Genomic DNA, 18,072 nt, shown 5'->3' with positions numbered 1-18,072 from the left:
GGGGAAAGATCATAAAGCCGTATTATCCAGATAATTACGATGATAATAGGTTCCCTTGGGCTTGAATGAAATTCTCTGTTTGTGAAGATTGCCGTTCTTGTCTCGCAAGGCAACCTTCAAATCTCGATCCAACTGCGGACGCGGATGGGCGCGAGGCAAAATGAACGGAATGTTATCGTTTCGACACAGTAAAACAGCAAAGGTGAAGGGTTCATACCGAGTGGATTTGGCAACATCCAGAAGTTGGGGATCTTTTACAACATCAGGCATTAAATCATCGAAAGCCACTTTGTTTTTTAAATCATTATTTCCAGTAACATCTTCAAAATAATAGCCCAGCCAACTAAACATAGTCTCCTCCAGCTTTTCGCTTTCCCAGCGAATGGAAGACACATTAATAAATTCCGGAACACCCGGTTCAAATTGATCAGGAAGTAGCCATTCGAGCATGATAAAGTCCTGCCCCCTGCACTTGAACGTCCACCAATCCTGGCTTTTAAGAATCAAATCGAAGTCAGCGTTATCATTGCCAGGTTCGCCTCCGCTGCCACCGGCTATGCGCACCCGAGTGAGATCATATACAAACTCTGCAGGCTTCACGGACCTGACGGTGATTCGTTTACCGATGCCCTCTTCCCCGTCTTTCGCTGTATCGATCCACTCACCACCGCCATCGGCGTTATCTTTCTGAAATCTGGCATGCAGCACCGCGGTGCTATTGACGGGCGCAACGGAATGAAGATAGAAATCCTGCTCGACCAGAGAATCATTTGCTCGCAGAGCGTCGGCATTCGGTACTTGGCCGGGGTTAGATGGAATGGCCAGGTCGAAGTAAGGACTCAAGATTTTATGCACTTGCAACTCTTGTGACGCCCCCGAATCGACTCCCAGATCCTCCACCGGTATAAAAGGCAGCTCATTGTAATTTTTGTAGAGCAGGCGCATGCTTGCCAACTCCGTCAAACTCAGTTTGTAGTACTTGAGCTCTTCGTCTATTGGATCCCACACGCCATTTGTCTGGGTGCTGACTTGAACATGAAGTTGCTGGTAACCATTGGTCAGCACATTACCTTGCGTTTCCAGCTCCGGCCCACCCACCACTTTGATCGTGAACAGGGCCAGGGGGACTTCCCAAGTCGGATCCGGGTCCTGCTGTTTTTCGCCAATCACGCTGTAGCCCCGGAAAAACACCACGCCGTTACGTACGACTTCGCACAACACCACGCTTGTCTGCTCCACCCCTTGCGGTGGGGCGGTGTAAAGCCCTTCGTCCACGCTGCCGACACCACTGACCACTCGCCACCGCCGCGGCACCTGCGGCATCAGAGAAACATCTTGGTTCATTTGCACCGTATTGCCGGCATTGAGACGCTCCACCACAGCCGGCTCGACGCTTAAAAACGACTGGGCATTATCCAGCACCAGGGTAGATTGCGTTGTTTTGACGTCAGCACCGAGCGTCTCGCACAGCACCTTCTGAATCGAGAAGCTCTTGAGCTCAGCCTCGGCGCTGGCCACGAACCGCCACTGCGTGTCGGCAACCCTGGTCAGGCTGCCTTGTAGCGGCGCAAGCAGGCTGCATCGGGCTTCCTGCCTCATCGCGGTTGCGTTCAATGTAACTTCGGCAGGCTCCTTCTTGAGCAAGTGGGTCACCAGTTTCGGCGCGATTTCCACCTCGCTGTAATCCACCCTGAGCAAAGTCGAGGCTGTGTAGGTTTTGCCGTTGTTTTCATAGGTAGCCGTCACCAGCACACGCAACGAGTGGTAGCCAATACGTTGCGACGACACCGCCCTATACAAGCCATTGTCTATGGTGCCGTGCCCGTCCTCGGAGTGACTTTGCATGCTGACGGCTTCCCACGTTTTGGCCGTCAGCGTCCTGCCTTCCCAATCGAGCAGCCGGAATTGCTGTCGCCCCCCGGCCTCGATGGCTGGGAACGCGGGCTCCAGGCGTATGCTGGTCTGTGCCGGGCTGATGCGACCAAACGACACCACGTCATGAGGTGTGTGTTGCGAGACTTCTTCGTAGAAATTCAGTCCGGGGAAGGATAGATGCGCCGGTAACTCCACGTTGTTATTGCTGGCATACCTCAGCATGTCCCGGGATAACACCCACAAGGCGGTGTATTTGCGATCACCACCAGGATTGGTGTCATCGGGCATCAAGTAAGGGAAATCGGCACCGAGTTCTTGCCCCGGGCCACTACCGGCCAGCAGTTCGATCAATGCGAGCACCACACCATCGCCTTCATTTGCCGCACCTCTGACCTTCGCCCCGGGTGCAGCTTGGGTCCGTAGGCGGAAACGCCTTGGGGCAAGCCCGTGATAGCCCTTGAGGCCGATTCGTCCCAGCTGAAACACCGTCTGGTCCGACGACAATTTGTCAAACTGCTCTTCAAAATAGACACCGAGGCGCTCTGCGTGCTCCCCGCCCAAGAGATCGCAGGTAAAGGTACTGGCCCCCTTCAAATCCATCGTGATACGGCCTTGCCGGTCGACTTCAGCCACCACCAAGAACAAGTTGACCTTCATCGTCAGGGTGAAACCCTGCTGTTCGGTGATGTAACCCGTGGACAATAGAACGTCCGAAGCGCCCACTCGAGACTGCCACGTCTTGATTTCCCCGCCCACGATATTCATCGTTACCGTAGCGCTGGAGTCCGCTAAGGTCGCACTCTCGAAAGACACCTTCGGCGCACCGAGAACGATTGATTTAACCTCGACAGACTGACTCTCAGACGCGTTAATGACAGTGCGACCATTCAAATAGGGTAAGAAAGTGAACTCTTCATAACGCGTTACATATTGCTGTTCCAGAAGATAATTAATGCGAAGGCGGTCGCATATGAATAATGCATCCCAACCCCGGGTAGTCAGTCTACCCTGCATAAGCGCAAGAACTTCATTCAACGTAGCCATGATAAATCCTCTTCCAATAAAAGGATGGATTACAAACTCAACGCTCGAATGACCGCACCTGAATCGGCTAACGGTAATGGCACGATGGTGTAACCTTCAAATAGACCAAGCACGGGTTCAACCCATTTTGCGCCAATGACGACGCAAGGTTGTGCTCTGGGTCCGCCTTCACGATACAACCCCGTATCGCTATCGATTTCTCCGGGACCGTCAAAGGGGAGGAACCACTCTGCCTCGATGGGAAAGTGGTTAATCGTGGCGCGTAACTGAAGTTCACCTTCGGCGGAAGATTCAAGATCGGGTTTTATAACCATTATCGTGTTTTTATGTTGTGCCACCACATAACTTGACCATGTATTGCCGCTGTCTTCATCGGTCACGTTGATTTCATCGAAAACAAAGGCGGCCTCACCCGTGATCTCGTCGGCGGCAATATAGTCGTATCCACCGGTGGCAGGATTGGGGACCAAATCTCCACTTTCGCCCGGTACCCGATTCTTTATTTCCCACGTCAATGGTCCGCCACCGATGGAGCCCGCCAAAAACGAAATGCGATCCTGCGGGTTGCACACTTGAATAACGGGATTGACCACAAGGCTTTCCCTGACAACCGTTACTACGACCACACTTCGCTCGTCACTGGCCTCATCATGGGCAATGACCAATACCTGAAGAGGGGCTGCGCCCAGTGTATGGGCCGGCGGTGCCCGGTACTCCCCTTCAGGCGTCATCCTTCCAGGATCCAAAGCACCCGGCGCCTCTACCGTGAAACTGACTCCGGGGGCGGTCGGTTCCACCTCGAACGAAACAATTTCCCCAGGCAATAACAGCGTTTTCGGCGCACGGATCGTGAACGAGGCGCTGGAGGAAAGAACCCGGCCAAAGTCGACATAATCCTGTGGGAGCGCCACGACTTCCGATTGCAACCGGTGGGCACCCGCCAGGTCTACATCCGCCAAAAAACCTTGGGTACCGGTGGCCGTCAGGCATTCGGCGTACTGCTCGATCAACGCGGTTTTAACCGCATGCCCGATAAACGCCACGATCCGGTCGCGCAGGATTTGCGGTGTGTTATCCGGCAGGCCGCTGATGTACGTCACGTCCGGCGTCTGCGTGCGTGGCACAAATAACTCGGCACCGACTTCGTACGGCGCGAACTCATCGACCATCATCCGGAACACCTGCTCAAGGCTGAAGGTGAACGTCACCGTAAAAGAGGTCCATCCCCCCGTGCTGCCCTGGAGTCGATAACGCAGTGGCACATCGGCCCTGGTTTGCCAATGCTGAACGGCCCGAGTCAGTTCAAATTCGGCCGTCAGTGGCTGAGCTCCTTGCACCAGCGAGATACCAAAAGAGTCACAGCCAAAGTCGTACAGATTGTCCTTATAATCGCGAGCTGTAATGGTCAACTCGCCCGAGGTGGCTTTCATGCCTATCACACGTCCATCGTCTTCCATCAGTTCGAAGTGATTGCTGCCAAACATGCTCAACAGTGCCCCACCGAACGCGGCCCGATTGATCAGCCTGGACGAGAACAGCGCGGTGCTGGCGTAGTCCTTATCGGCGTCATTGGCGATCAGGTATCGGTATTCGCTCGGTTTGTTGCCGGGCCTGCCCATCGCCATGGTTTGATAAAACAGCAACGCCCCTTCGCTCGCGATCTCGCCGCTCGATTGAGTGCCCACATCAATGGACTTGATACACAGGAAAGGATTTTCCTGATCCGGGAACCTGGCCAACGGAAATACGGAACGTTCATCGGCCAAGGCTTCAAATTGCGCCTTGAAAAACTCGCCGCCAGCGACCTGTTCCTCCAGCACCGGCGAACTCGTCAGCCTGAGTTCTTCCGCCAACATCAGGTCCAGCACGACCTGCGCATCGCGCCCGGCTGCTGGCTCTTGGAAAGTAACCGGTTGCTCGTCTGTGACCAACTTATAAGCACTAAGTGGACTAAAGAGAAAAACCGACCGGATAAGCTGTTGATCAATTTTTTTTTGCGTGATCACTTCTCGACCGCCGCTCACTTGCAGGGATGAACCCACAGCATTCGATACATACGACGTTGATGGAAAGGAAATCTCGGGATAACTCAATGAGCACCCGATCAAGTGATGGGTAAGCGGAGTATCCGGCACCTCGTAACTTCCGGTGAGGCCATTCAGGCTTATGCCCTGGCTCAATCGGAGTGCATGGTCCTTTTGTAGCGCCTGGTTCACCGAATGACCCGACAAGGCAAACAATGCATCCCACTCGCGCATCTGGCTGGTGCCCTGCATCCAGCCTAACAGTTCGGTTACCGAATAACTGGCCATCGCTACTTTCCTCATTTAATAAATGGGTTGCAAGCAAGTCGTTATACAGATCAATAAGCCAGGCCTGTCTCGCCCTCAATCGCGGCAACACTCAGCGGCACATCGGGAATATCGAGCAAGGGCAGCGCGAGCAGTAGATGACCTTCAAGAACACCTATAACCACCGAGTCCCAGGACGCTCTGATGAACACGAAAGCCTGCGGGGCCATTTCGTCAACCTTATAGACGCCTGGGGTTTCGCTGTGCCACGAGCCGGGGCCGTTGAATTCAATACTCCATTCAACGTGTTCGGTTATATCCCTGTTATTGGCTATGGCTCTTAAAGCGACTTCTGTCAATCCTTCCAAACTGCCAGGGACCTGAATGGTTATCGCGGGAGTTGTCTGTCTAACCACCATGTAAACCGACGCCGTATACCCTTTATAAGTCGCCACGAGTTCATCCATCACATAGGTTTTCTCTTCGACGACGTCTTTATTCGAGACATAGGTGTAAACGCCATTATTGGATTCGATAGAACCGCTCTCCCCCGGAACCGGATTGTTGATGACCACCGTAGGCGCAGGGCTGTCCTCATCGTCCTTCAGATAGCCAAGCTTTAACGGTACACGCTCGTCTTTATTGCACATCTGAATCAGTGGATTGATCGTCAAGCGCGAGCGGACTACCGTCACCAAGGCAGAACTGCTGAACTGGGTAACAGGGTCGGTTGCGGTGACCCGTACACGGGTGAAACGCCCCTGGACTTGGTGCACTGCCGGAGGTGTGTAGACCCCTGTGTCTTCATCGATCGTACCTACGCCAACAGCGAGACGCCGCAAGTGCTCAACAGCCCATTTCAGGCCGGGTCTTTCAGGAAAAACCTCAAAAGCATAGTGCGGCCCGCCGGCGGCAATACGGGGTTCCGGCGTGGTGATGGCAAACGTTGTTTGAGCGGGATTGATGCGACCGAACAGACCGACATCATAAGGGGACTGTAAATTGAGCATCTGGATGGTTTCGCCGTAGTTAAGCTCGAGATTTTCCGCAATAAATCCCGACACAACGCGGCCCGTAGGGAACTGCTCTTTGATTGCACCCGCGATCATTCCCGACGCATCCGTCGCCAACAAATTAAGTAAAATTTCAGCAATCTGTAGCATTAACAGCCCCATTAAAATAAACAGCCTGAGTAGTAAATCCACTATTGGATCTACCGGATCTGCCAGACTCAACTTACGCTTAACGGCATCGACAAACTTAAAAATATCAACACCGGACTCAGGATCTACACTACTTTCAACATCATACCTTATTCTTTTCAACGTGCCACCGGCGCCATCATCAATCAATTGGTAATACGCCGTGACGATTAAATGATAAGTCAAGTTCTTGCTCGGATATATATCTATGAGCTCTTGAAGCCCATTATAATTAGTTGCTACGACATTCATGCTAGCTCTAACAGTCCCGGCACATAGCCACCGGACGCTGATCTGTTGTCCATGCAGCTCAACCTTCAGACGTTCACGGGCCGCCAGAAGAAATTCAGGATGACTAACCTCAAGATCCGCCCATATTGGACCCAACAGGGTGGTCATCTCCAAACGATGATTAAATGTCCCACTAGGAATCTTAATCCCCCCCCTTTTAGCTGTCGCAACAATATCTCCGTTACCGTCATCAAAAACATAATCAAAATCATTGCTCTCAATCATCTCCCCCAGCGATCGAACCAACTCAGCAATAACTACTCGGCCTCGCCCTACCAATACAGTGGCAGAGTAATCTCTTCCGGTGTCATTCGGGATCAAGTAACGAAAACCACTGTTCGCACCAGGAAAGTCTCCCTCATGTCTACCCTCCATGCGCACGAAGGCAAGCATCGCTCCCTCGCCCTCCTGGCTACCCTGCTGCGTGCGCAAGCCGAAAGAACGCGGTTGCAGCATGGGGTTGGTGCCCCGCTTAATCGTGCCCAGGGTCCAGACACGCTGTGCATCATCCAATCGATTAAACAAGGCCTTGAAAACTCTGCCAGCCAGCTCTTGTTCTGTCTGGGTTTCGGCAAACGTCAAGCGAAAGTTATCGCTTTTGCTCAGGTCCAGGCGGATATTCCCATTGTCGGCAATTTCTCCCGACACCTCGGGCAATAACAGGTCCAGGAATAAGCTCGGCCCGTCCAGCGGGTCATAATCCAAGATGCGCGTGACATGCCACACCGTCACGTCTTTTTCGATGGAGACTTGACGCCCGGCCACAACGGCCATCCGCAGATTGGCCTTCGAATTATCAAGACCGGTATCCTCGAAATACAAACGAGGTACATCCATTACAAACTCTTGAATATATTCCCGAAAATTGCCACCGGTGCCACCTGTTGCAATGGTTCCGGTGATGGCCGGGATATAGCTGCCCAAATTGAACTTATCAATGTAGTTTTGAATCAGCAGCAGATTGGTTTTGTTGCGTTCCATGGCCACAATCGCATCCCATTTGCTCATGCGATCCTGATCCTTCATCCAGCTCAGAAGCTCTGCCAACGTATAGGTAGTTACCATTTCCATATCCTCAAATATCAAAATCAACGGTGAGCCGAGCCGTCTCACATATTCACGACTGAGCACTTCCTATCGAGATAAACTTCACAAAACCATCTGATCGCCAGAACAGCAAAAAGCGATTACCGAGCCGTGCTCTTCAACGACAATCAGTCTTTCCATAAAAAAAATCGTGCGTTCAGGGCGCCAGAAGAAACAGCCGTTCATCCACTTTCTTATAAGTGCTGCCCTGGTCGTAACTCAACTGGACCAAGATAGAAAGTTTTTCAGCCATTACCAGCGAATTTAAAAAGCCCTTATCAAGCGCTGGCAATATATATCCAACATTATATTCATCGTCGGTAAGGGGCTGCGTTTCGTCACGCATCGTATGAGTCACTACTTGGCCTGTCGCTGACGATACGCCGCTTGCCTGAATTTTTAGAAGTTGCCCTTCTGCCATGAAATGCCAGCTTTCCAACTTAAAGAGCATGACCGGGTCGGTGATCTCGCTCAACTTGATAGAACCACCGCTAAGTCTCGGCCTTTCCGCCTGGATCCGCGGCCAACCACTGTCGAAGTTTTTTATTTCCAGATCATAAAACGGTGAATTGTGAGGAACGGTTTCATCTGGCGGCAGAACCTCGTAATGAATCACAACATGTTTCCCCACATTCATCGGTACGGCTGTACGGGGAATGTTGAATCGCCTGTCGTTGCCAATCGTGGGTGTCGTCACCACCAGCGGATCGCCAAAGCCGTCCCAGATCATGCTGACCTTGTCATCGTTGCCAATCACGGAGTCCTGCGGGATATCGATGACGGCCCCGGTCAGCACATCAGCGGCATTCACCCACCCCTTGACCACGCCCGACCCGTCGTCATCGTAAAGAGAGGCCTTATCCACATTCGGTGCATACAGCTCAAGGGGGCGCCGAACCATCAGCGTCAACGGGCGCGAGCTGAACGAAACCCCTGCCCGCGCATAGTGATAAAGCAGCTCGACAACCTTGCCGTTGTTCTCCTGTAACCAGCGGTGTTCGAGGACCAGCGTGATGATCCCGCTCTCGACCGCCGACACATCCAGCAACGCGGTAGCGAGCAGGTTGGTGTCGCCTTGCGCATATACCGTCACCACGTCACCCGGCTGCCGGCTGTCATACAGTGGCACCTGCACGGGCAAGCCATCGGGGTGTCGTGCCGGGTCAATCGAGCCACTGTCGGCACCCACGACAATCAGTTCGGGCAAAAACGGTTCAAGGGTGTCCACTGCCGTAATGGTCTGTTCGGCGGAAGTTGATTCGGGCGTGAGCGGATCCTGTGGATCGGCGTACTGCACCTGATAACGCATAACCCCGTGACCACCGTTCTGGATCAATGTGAGTTGTGCCTTGGGCAAAGACCACTCCAGGGTTTTGCCCACGTCATCGGCGCTCAATGTCCGGCGTATCGTATGGGTCGTAGGGGTCCCTCCGGTAGCCCGATGGGCCACCCAGGTGAAAGTAAGCTCATCACCTTCGGCCATCGCCTGATAAGGCGCGGTGGAGATGAGCGCGGGGCCGGCGATGGCGCTTGGGTCCACGCACAATGCGTGAGATTCCTTCATCTGCGCCACAGGCAAGCTCAGAACACCGACGCGCTTGCCCACATAAAAAAACAGACGCCGGGACTCTTCCCCCAGCGGTCCGCCATCCGATTGCCGATAGGAGTAAAACACTTCGCCCTGATCCAGGCTGACGAGTTTGGCGTTCTCAATCACTATCGGCATTCTTGGATGACCATTCTCGTCATGTTCCAAACGGTCATCGACATCCTGGTAGTTGGTTTCATCGATCGCTTCGCCCAACGGGCTGCGCCCTCGCCAGTTGGGTTCGATCCCATGACCTATTGCAAGCCCTGGATACTGCACATAGGTCAACAAGTCGTCTGTTCCCAACACCTCCAGATCGATCACGTTATCGCGACCGAGTAGCGGAATGTGGGGAGCCGGCGGGGCATCTTTTGTATTCATGGATTTGACACCCTCGTTGAGTTTTCATGCAGCGATAAAGACGTTTTACCCCTGACCGATCGCGCCGACCACTATCAGAACTGTTAGGTTACCGGCGCTCTGCAGTCTGTTACCGTATCGACAACTCGCCGTAGCCCTCCCGTTAAAAAGCGCCGTTCATTTATGGCTATCGCGGCAATGTCATGACCGACGATTATGTCGACTACAACGCTATTGCATTGCACCAAGGCGTCGAGCCCATGGGTCGCTTCAATAAATGGGTTGCAAGCAAGTCGTTATACAGATCAATAAGCCAGGCCTGTCTCGCCATCAGTCTCGGCAACACTCAGCGGCACATCGGGAATATCGAGCAAGGGCATCGCGAGCAGTAGATGACCTTCAAGAACACCTATAACCACCGAGTCCCAGGACGCTCTGATGAACACAAAAGCCTGCGGGGCCATTTCGTCAACCTTATAGACGCCTGGGGTTTCGCTGTGCCATGAGCCGGGGCCGTTGAATTCAATACTCCATTCAACGTGTTCGGTAATATCAGTGGTATTGGCCATGGCTCTTAAAGCGACTTCTGTCAATCCTTCCAAACTGTCAGGGGCCTGAATGGTTATCGCGGGAGTTGTCTGTGTAACCACCATGTAAACCGACGCCGTATACCCTTTATAAGTCGCCACGAGTTCATCCATCACATAGGTTTTCTCTTCGACGACGTCTTTATTCGAGACATAGGTGTAAACGCCATTATTGGATTCGATAGAACCGCTCTCCCCCGGAACCGGATTGTTGATGACCACCGTAGGCGCAGGGCTGTCCTCATCGTCCTTCAGATAGCCAAGCTTTAACGGTACACGCTCGTCTTTATTGCACATCTGAATCAGTGGATTGATCGTCAAGCGCGAGCGGACTACCGTCACCAAGGCAGAACTGCTGAACTGGGTAACAGGGTCGGTTGCGGTGACCCGTACACGGGTGAAACGCCCCTCGATCTGACTCGCTGCCGGAGGTGTGTAGACCCCTGTATTTTCATCGATCGTACCTGCGCTGACAGCACGACGCTGCAGGTCTTCAACAGCCCATTTCAGGCCGGTTCTTTCAGGAAAAACCTCAAAAGCATAGTGCGGTGTGCCGGCGGTAATGCGGGGTTCCGGCGTAGTGATGGCGAACGTTGTTTGAGCGGGATTGATGCGACCGAACAGACCGACATCATAAGGGGACTGTAAATTGAGCATCTGAATGGTTTCGCCGTAGTTAAGCTCGAGATTTTCCGCAATAAATCCCGACACAACGCGGCCCGTAGGGAACTGATCTTTGATTGCCCCCTCCATCATCCCCGACGCATCCATCGCCAACAACCGAAGTAAAACTTCAGCAGCCTGCACCATCGCCAGCCCTAGCAAAAAAAACAGTATAAGCGTTATATTTATTGTTTGACCTTCCAAAATCAACTTACGCTTAACGGCATCGTCAAATTCGGAAAAATCATCGCCTGGCTCAGGGACTGCATCGCTTTCAATATCAAATTTTATTCTTTTTAACGCGCCGCCGGCGGCATCATCAATCAATTGATAGGTCGCCGTGACGGTTAAGCCGTAACGCAAAGTAGTGCCCGGATACAAATCTATGAGCGATTGAAGTGGATAATAATTACTTTCTAAAACATTAATTTTAGCGTCAATAGTCCCGCTACACGGCCACTCGACGCTAATCTCTTGCCCCCGCAGCGCAACCTTCAGACTTCCACTGGCTGCCAGAAAAAATTCAGGATGAACAACCTCAAGATCCGCCCATATTGGCCCCCCCACTACGGGATTCATATCCAAACGATGATTAAATATCCCACGAGGAACCGTAATACCCCCGCCTTTAGCTGTCGCAGTAACGTCTCCGCTATCATGATCAAAAACAAAATCAAAATCATCGCTATCAATCATTTCCCCCAGCGACCGTACCAACTCAGCAATAACTACTCGGCCTCGCCCTACCAATACAGTGGCAGAGTAATTCCTTCCGGCGTCATTCGGAATCAAGTAACGAAAACCGCTGTTAGAGCCAGGCGTGTCTCCCTCATGTCTACCCTCCATGCGCACAAAGGCAAGCATCGCTCCCTCGCCCTCCTGAGCACCCCGCTGCGTGCGCAAGGCGAAAGAGCGCGGTTGCATCATGGGGTTGGTGCCCCGCTTAATCGTGCCCAGGGTCCAGACACGCTGTTCATCATTCAATCGATTAAACAAGGCTTTGAGAACTCTGCCGGCCTGCTCTTGTTCTGTCTGGGTTTCGACAAACGTCAAGCGGAAGTTATCGCTTTTGCTCAGGTCCAGGCGGATATTCCCATTGTCGGCAATTTCTTCCGACACCTCGGGCAATAACAGGTCCAGGAATAAGCTCGGCCCGTCCAGCGGGTCATAATCCAAGATGCGCGTGGCATGCCACACCGTCACGTCTTTTTTGATGGAGACTTGACGACCGGCCACAACGGCCATCCGCAGATTGGCCTTCGAATTATCAAGACCGGTATCCTCGTAATGCAAACGAGGTACATCCATTACAAACTCTTGAATATATTCCCGAAAAATGCCCCAGGTACCACCTGTTGCAATGGCTCCGGTAATGTACGGGATATAGCTGCCGTAACTGAACTTATCAATGTAGTTTTGAATCAGCAGCAGATTGGTTTTGTTGCGTTCCATGGCCACAATCGCATCCCATTTGCTCATGCGATCCTGATCCTTCATCCAGCTCAGAAGCTCTGCCAACGTATAGGTAGTTGCCATTGCCATACCCTCAAATATCAAAATCAACGGTGAGCCGAGCCGTCTCGCAAACTCACGACTGAGCGCTTCCTATCGAGATAAACGTCACGAAACCATCTGATCGCCAAAACAGCAAAGAGCAATTCCCGAACCTGGCCTTTCAACGACAATCAGTCTTTCCATCAAAAAAATAGTGCTTTCAAGGCGCCGCAAGCGCTTACCTACATAAAAACAGACGCAGGGACTCTTCCCCCAACGGTTCGCCACCCTCGTTGAGTTTTCATGCAGCGATAAAGACGTTTTACCCCTGACCGATCGCGCCGAACACTATCAGAACTGTTAGGTTACTGGCGCTCTGCAGACTGTTACCGTATCGACAACTCGCCGTAGCCCTGCCGTTAAAAGGCGCCATTCATTATGGCTTTCGATGACTCATTGAGGTGTGCCCCCATGAGTGCCGATACTTCCGTTCCCTCCAACGCATTCAACTTCATGCAGTCGCTGCAAAGTGGCGTTGACCCACGTACCGGGCAATACCGGATATCCCTCGACTTACCCGAACTCAAGGGCAACGATTTGCGCGGCCCGGGCTTTTCGCTGGCATTGGCTTTCAGCGCTCTCAACACAACGGACAGCGGCTATGGCATCGGCTGGAATGTGCAGCTGTCCGAATACGATATGAACAAGCAGGTTTTATCCACGAGCACGGGCGAACGCCACACCGTGACCGCCAATGGCGTGGACGGGGAACTGCTGATGGAGACCAAAAAACTCGACAGTTTCCGATTCTTCGAATACACGCCATTTCAAGATAAGAAACAGTTCATGCTGGTGCACAAGACCGGCACCGTGGAAATTTTGCGAGAGCGCGGCATGGGTAGCGACCACGTCGCCGTTCCGATCGAAATCTATAGCCCCCTGGGCCACAGGCTGGTCCTTGCCTATACCTCATTCAACGGACACACGCTGCTGCAATCGGTCAACGACGACGCGGGGATCCCCTTGTTGAGCGTGCGGCGCGACGCCGGCAAACTGGATCTGGATCTCTACCCCAATGTCGATGAGGCGCTCCCTGCGCGGGCGCGTTATACGATGACTTTCGACTCGGGCGAGCTGAAATATGCCCGCACCATTGCCCTGCCTGCCGATGAATCCGGCCAACGGGGTTACTGGCGATTCGACTACGTGATCAAACATGGGCACACCGTGGTGACCAAGGTGGAAAACCCGTTGGGCGGTAGTGAACTGATCGTCTATGACAGCGAACACAGCTTCCCCGGCCCGTCAGGCCGCTACCTGCCACGTGTCAGCCGTCACGAGATTTATCCAGATGGCGCCCCTGACAACCCGGACAAGGTGCAAGTCGAATACACCTATCCGGATGATAAGAACTTCCTGGGCAACACCTTGCCGATCCAATGGGGCACCGACAACAAGGACCCGCTGATCTATCAGAGCGGTACTTACGACTACAGCACCGTGGAAACCCATTACCTGACAGGAAGACCTGTGCGCAGTGTCAAACGCACGTTCAACCGTTTCCACTCGCTCATACTCCAGACCACGACGCAAGGTGACAACATCCAGGAAACCGAAACCGTTTACCCTTTGCGCAACGGCTCGGTGCTGGATCAACCGAATACCTATCAACTGCCTACGCAGGTGATCAATCGCTGGCGGCTTAAAAGCAACCCGACACGTCAACGCGCAGAAACAGAGACCTACACCTACGACAGCTCCGGCAATGAACTGACTCACGTTGAGGCCAGTGGCATCACCACCACCAACGTCTACTACCGCGCCTCTGGCGAAGCGGACTTCCCCGACAACCCTTATGGGTTTGTCTGCAAAGTCAAGAGCAGCACGGTGACGCCCGCACCGGACCACGAGCCGGCCCCCACCTTGCGGACCCACTACCGCTACATCGAAATACCTCCACTGGCCAGGACCCCGCTCGCGAGGCCCGTCACGCTCGACGAGCAAGTTCTGGTTCAAGTGCATGATGTCGGCACCCCCCAGGAACGAGAGGAGGCGTTGCAGAGCACCACCTACCAATACTGGACTGACCTGAACGACCCTTTACGTCATGGTCAATTGTCGCGACAGGCTGTACGCCTCAATGGCGCCACCACCTACACTGATACTGATTACAAAAGACTCTCCGGCATCGACTTTCCAGAACCCGCCATCCAGCTCACCACGACCTTGAGTACCGATTTCGACGGTGTCAAGAAAGTCAATATCGAGCAAACTTCGGCACTGACCGGAAAGCTCTTGTTGTTGCACTCGAGCGACATGGAAATCAGCTATGAGTACGACAAACTAGGACGGCTGGTTCGTGAAACCACGGCGCCCCGAAGCAGCGAATTCAAGGCTGTACGCACCTATCGGTACTTCCCTTCTGCCGGCGTGGGGCACTTCAGTGGGCGAGATGCCGTCAACACACGCGGAATCACCACCCGAACCCAAATTGACGGGCTGGGGCGCCAGATTTATGAAGAGCGCGATAATGTGAGCGAAACCAACCCCACGCGCGTCGAACAAACCTGGAAGGCTCGTTACAACGGTTTGGGCGAGCTGATCGAAGAAACCCGCTACGATTATTTTGAAGGACGCTCCTTCGCCTACACCACCATCTATGAGTATGACGACTGGGGCGAACAGTCCTGTGTCACTGGCCCTGACGGTGTGCAGGCCCACACCGAATTCAACCCCATCGGCATCGCCGTCGGTCACCCATCTCCCTGGAACGGTCTGGTGGAAACCCGGTGGCGGCAAAGCCCTGGCCACTCTCCGATGATCAGTGGCAAAAGCGAGACCCGCATCAACTTGCTGGACAAACCGGCGCAGACAGCCAGCCTCGATGCACAGGGCCAGGTACTTGCCACCCGCACTTACCAGTACGATGGCCAGGGTAACTGCACACAAGAGGTCGACGAACTCAAACGCAAGACGCTTTACAGCTATGACCCCTGGTCCCGCATGGTCACCACCACCTTGCCGGACCAGTGTGTAGTATCACGCGAGTATGCCACCCACAGCCGCTCGGAACTGCCCACGGCGCTGTGGGTGAAACCCGCCTCCGGCAGTTCACCCGACCCCGTGTTGATCGGCACCCAGACCTTCGACGGCCTGGAACGCCTGACCGAAACCCAGACCGGCATGCGCAGCGAAACGCTCGGCTACATCGACGATCAGTTGCAACCCAACACGAGAACCACCGCCGCCGGCGCGGTGATCACCTATGAATATAAAAGTCTGCAACTGACCGATCAGCCCACCGCCATTCATTCGCCCGATGCACAGAGCGCCTTTGACTACCACCCGGTCTCGGCTCGTCTGGTCAAGGCACAGAACGAGCAAGGTTCGCGTCATTACGAATACGACATCACCAACCAGGTGCGCAGTGAGCAATGGGTCGATGAGCAGGGATTGTCCTGGGAAACCCAATACATCAGCACATCGGGCGGACAACTGCGCAAGCGCTTGGATATCAACCACCTCAACACCGTCGAAAACGTCTACGAATACGACAGCGCGGGACTCGTTACGCGCAGCGTTCAGGGTAGCCTGGAAGCGACATTCGAATACGATGCTCTCAGTCGCTTGAGCAAAACCACCAGCGTTGATACTGACGCCAACACCACGCTCATCACCGAGTTGACGTATGACGATCAGGATCAGGAAATCCTGCGGACGATCACATTGCCGGGGCATTCGACACGGACCATCGAGCAGGCGTGGTATCCCGACGGGCAGCTCAAGACACGTCATCTGCAAGTCGAGGAGGCAGGCCTTCTGAACAGCCTGCTCCTGGAGGCGTTCGACTACGACGACCGTGGCCGCTTGGGCGTCCATACCTGCTCGGGCCGGGACTTGCCCAAGGATGAAGCCGGTCGCGCCATCGAGCAACAAATGTACATTTTCGATGATCTGGACAACATCACCCTACGAGTGAGCCAGTTTTCGGGAGGGGCCAGCGAGGTCAACGAATACTTCTACGCCGATGACGACCCCTGTCGCCTGGTCAGGATGACCCGCAGCCTCGATGGAGGCCCCACGGAGGAACAGACCTTCGACTACGACGATAATGGCAACATGCGTAACGATGAGCAGGGGCAATTGCTGCGCTACGACAGCCAGAGCCGCCTGCTGGAAGTGCGCTCCGTCAGCCAGCAACCGGTCATGCAATACCAGTACGATGGGCATGATCGCCTGATCAGTTCCCAGGAGGGTACCCAGGCGAAATCCTTGCGCCTCTACCAAGGTGACGAACTGAGCTATACCATCCAGAGCGCCGCACAGACCCACTTCTTCACCGCCACAGACCAGGTCCTGGGCCAACACCAACCGGGTGATCCGTCGAAAAACCTGCTGTTGTTCACCGATGCCAATGGCAGTGTACTGGGCGAATGCCAAGGTGCCGCGTTACGCGCCGCTATCTATAGCGCCTACGGCGAGCGCAGCAGCGAAGAACCTTTATTGAGCGTTCGGGCCTTCAATGGCGAGGTGCGGGAAAGTAGCAGTGGCTGGTACTTGCTGGGCAACGGTTATCGCGCCTACAACCCGGTGCTGATGCGCTTTCACAGCCCGGACTCCTTCAGCCCTTTCGGTGCCGGTGGCGTCAACCCCTACTGCTATTGCCTGGGTAACCCGATTCGCTTCAAGGACCCGACGGGCCATGTGAGTTCGGTCTCGCGCATGAAACACCCGGATGAGGATCGGGTTCCGGGCGCGTACAAACGAAGTAAAAACTGGGTCGCTGTCGCTATTAGCGCCGCCGTGACTGTCGTTGCGGCTGTCTTTGCTGTCATTACCTGGATCCCCACAGGCGGTCTGAGTGGCCTGGCATTGGTTGCCGCCGTGATTGCTAACGTAGCATCAGTGACTGCCGTAGGTTTGGGGGTCATTACTACGGCGATCAAAGCGGCAACAGCCGATGATAATGAGGACGCTTTGCTGGTGGGCCAGATATTGGACTACGCGGGCCTGGGAATTGGCTTGGTTGGCGCGGTCGGTGGTTACGGTGTAGGACGCGCTATAGCATCACAGACAGCAAAACAGGGGCCTAAGTGGTTCAACGGGCTCGTCATGGCCGGGATCAGCAAAACCTCAAGGCACGGTGTGGGCCACTCGACCTTTAAAATACCCCAAGCGAGGCTGACTCCTAACCTGCCTTACTATCGCAGTTCAGCCGTGGTGAGTTCGGCAGTACAGAATGCAGCGCCCCCTGCCCCTCCTCCGATGCCACCAGCACTTTGGGTTGACGACGCGCAAAAAAATTTACTCGAGCAGATTCAAATGGGGAAACAACTCAGGAACACCGGCGGTCCTCAGAACAGGCTCGTTGCAACTGCGCAAGACCAGCTCGCCGTCGCACTGGCAGCAAGAAAAAGAGGAGCCACCGTTGCCGGCGCTGCTTACTGGGGAAATGTGCACGGTGAAAAAACATTCGAAACAATATTGGGGGCCAGCGGAATACCGAAACATCTGAAGGAAACAGCGTTGATCAATAAAAATGTCAGAAATGCGTGACTCCCCCTCACTCACCTGAACACCAACCTGACCGA

The 18,072-nt window shown here is 53.9% G+C and carries 6 protein-coding genes; 1 reads left to right on the top strand and 5 read right to left on the bottom strand.

The features are described 5' to 3' along the window. Positions 1-9: 9 nt before the first annotated feature. From PFLQ2_RS15325 to PFLQ2_RS15345, 5 genes are all read right to left on the bottom strand, one after another. Positions 10-2,919, bottom strand: a complete 2,910-nt coding sequence (locus tag PFLQ2_RS15325; protein WP_033045994.1) for a hypothetical protein — start codon at positions 2,917-2,919, stop codon at positions 10-12. Between the two features lie 29 nt (positions 2,920-2,948). Further along, entirely contained in the window at positions 2,949-5,231 is a 2,283-nt protein-coding gene (locus tag PFLQ2_RS15330; protein WP_003181273.1) for a hypothetical protein, read from the bottom strand. Between the two features lie 50 nt (positions 5,232-5,281). Beyond that, the gene (locus tag PFLQ2_RS15335; protein ID WP_033045993.1) at positions 5,282-7,768 is read right to left on the bottom strand and encodes a hypothetical protein; all 2,487 of its coding nucleotides are present in this window, start codon (positions 7,766-7,768) and stop codon (positions 5,282-5,284) included. 178 nt (positions 7,769-7,946) lie between these two features. Next, positions 7,947-9,758, bottom strand: coding sequence for a hypothetical protein (locus PFLQ2_RS15340; RefSeq protein WP_003181270.1), 1,812 nt, complete (start codon positions 9,756-9,758; stop codon positions 7,947-7,949). 284 nt (positions 9,759-10,042) lie between these two features. Continuing rightward, positions 10,043-12,523 (bottom strand): hypothetical protein, encoded by a 2,481-nt coding sequence (locus PFLQ2_RS15345; RefSeq protein ID WP_033045992.1) that lies wholly within the window; start codon positions 12,521-12,523, stop codon positions 10,043-10,045. 429 nt (positions 12,524-12,952) lie between these two features. On the opposite strand from PFLQ2_RS15345, the gene PFLQ2_RS15350 reads away from it, so the two are divergent. Continuing rightward, positions 12,953-18,037: an RHS repeat-associated core domain-containing protein gene (locus PFLQ2_RS15350; protein ID WP_003181266.1), complete on the top strand. Its 5,085-nt coding sequence runs from the start codon at positions 12,953-12,955 to the stop codon at positions 18,035-18,037. The last annotated feature ends 35 nt before the right edge of the window (positions 18,038-18,072 follow it).

It is taken from the genome of Pseudomonas fluorescens Q2-87, assembly GCF_000281895.1.
Taxonomy (GTDB): Bacteria; Pseudomonadota; Gammaproteobacteria; order Pseudomonadales; family Pseudomonadaceae; genus Aquipseudomonas; species Aquipseudomonas fluorescens_S.
The sequence above is the reverse complement of the archived record's forward strand: the minus strand, read 5'-3'. Positions and strand labels throughout refer to the sequence as shown.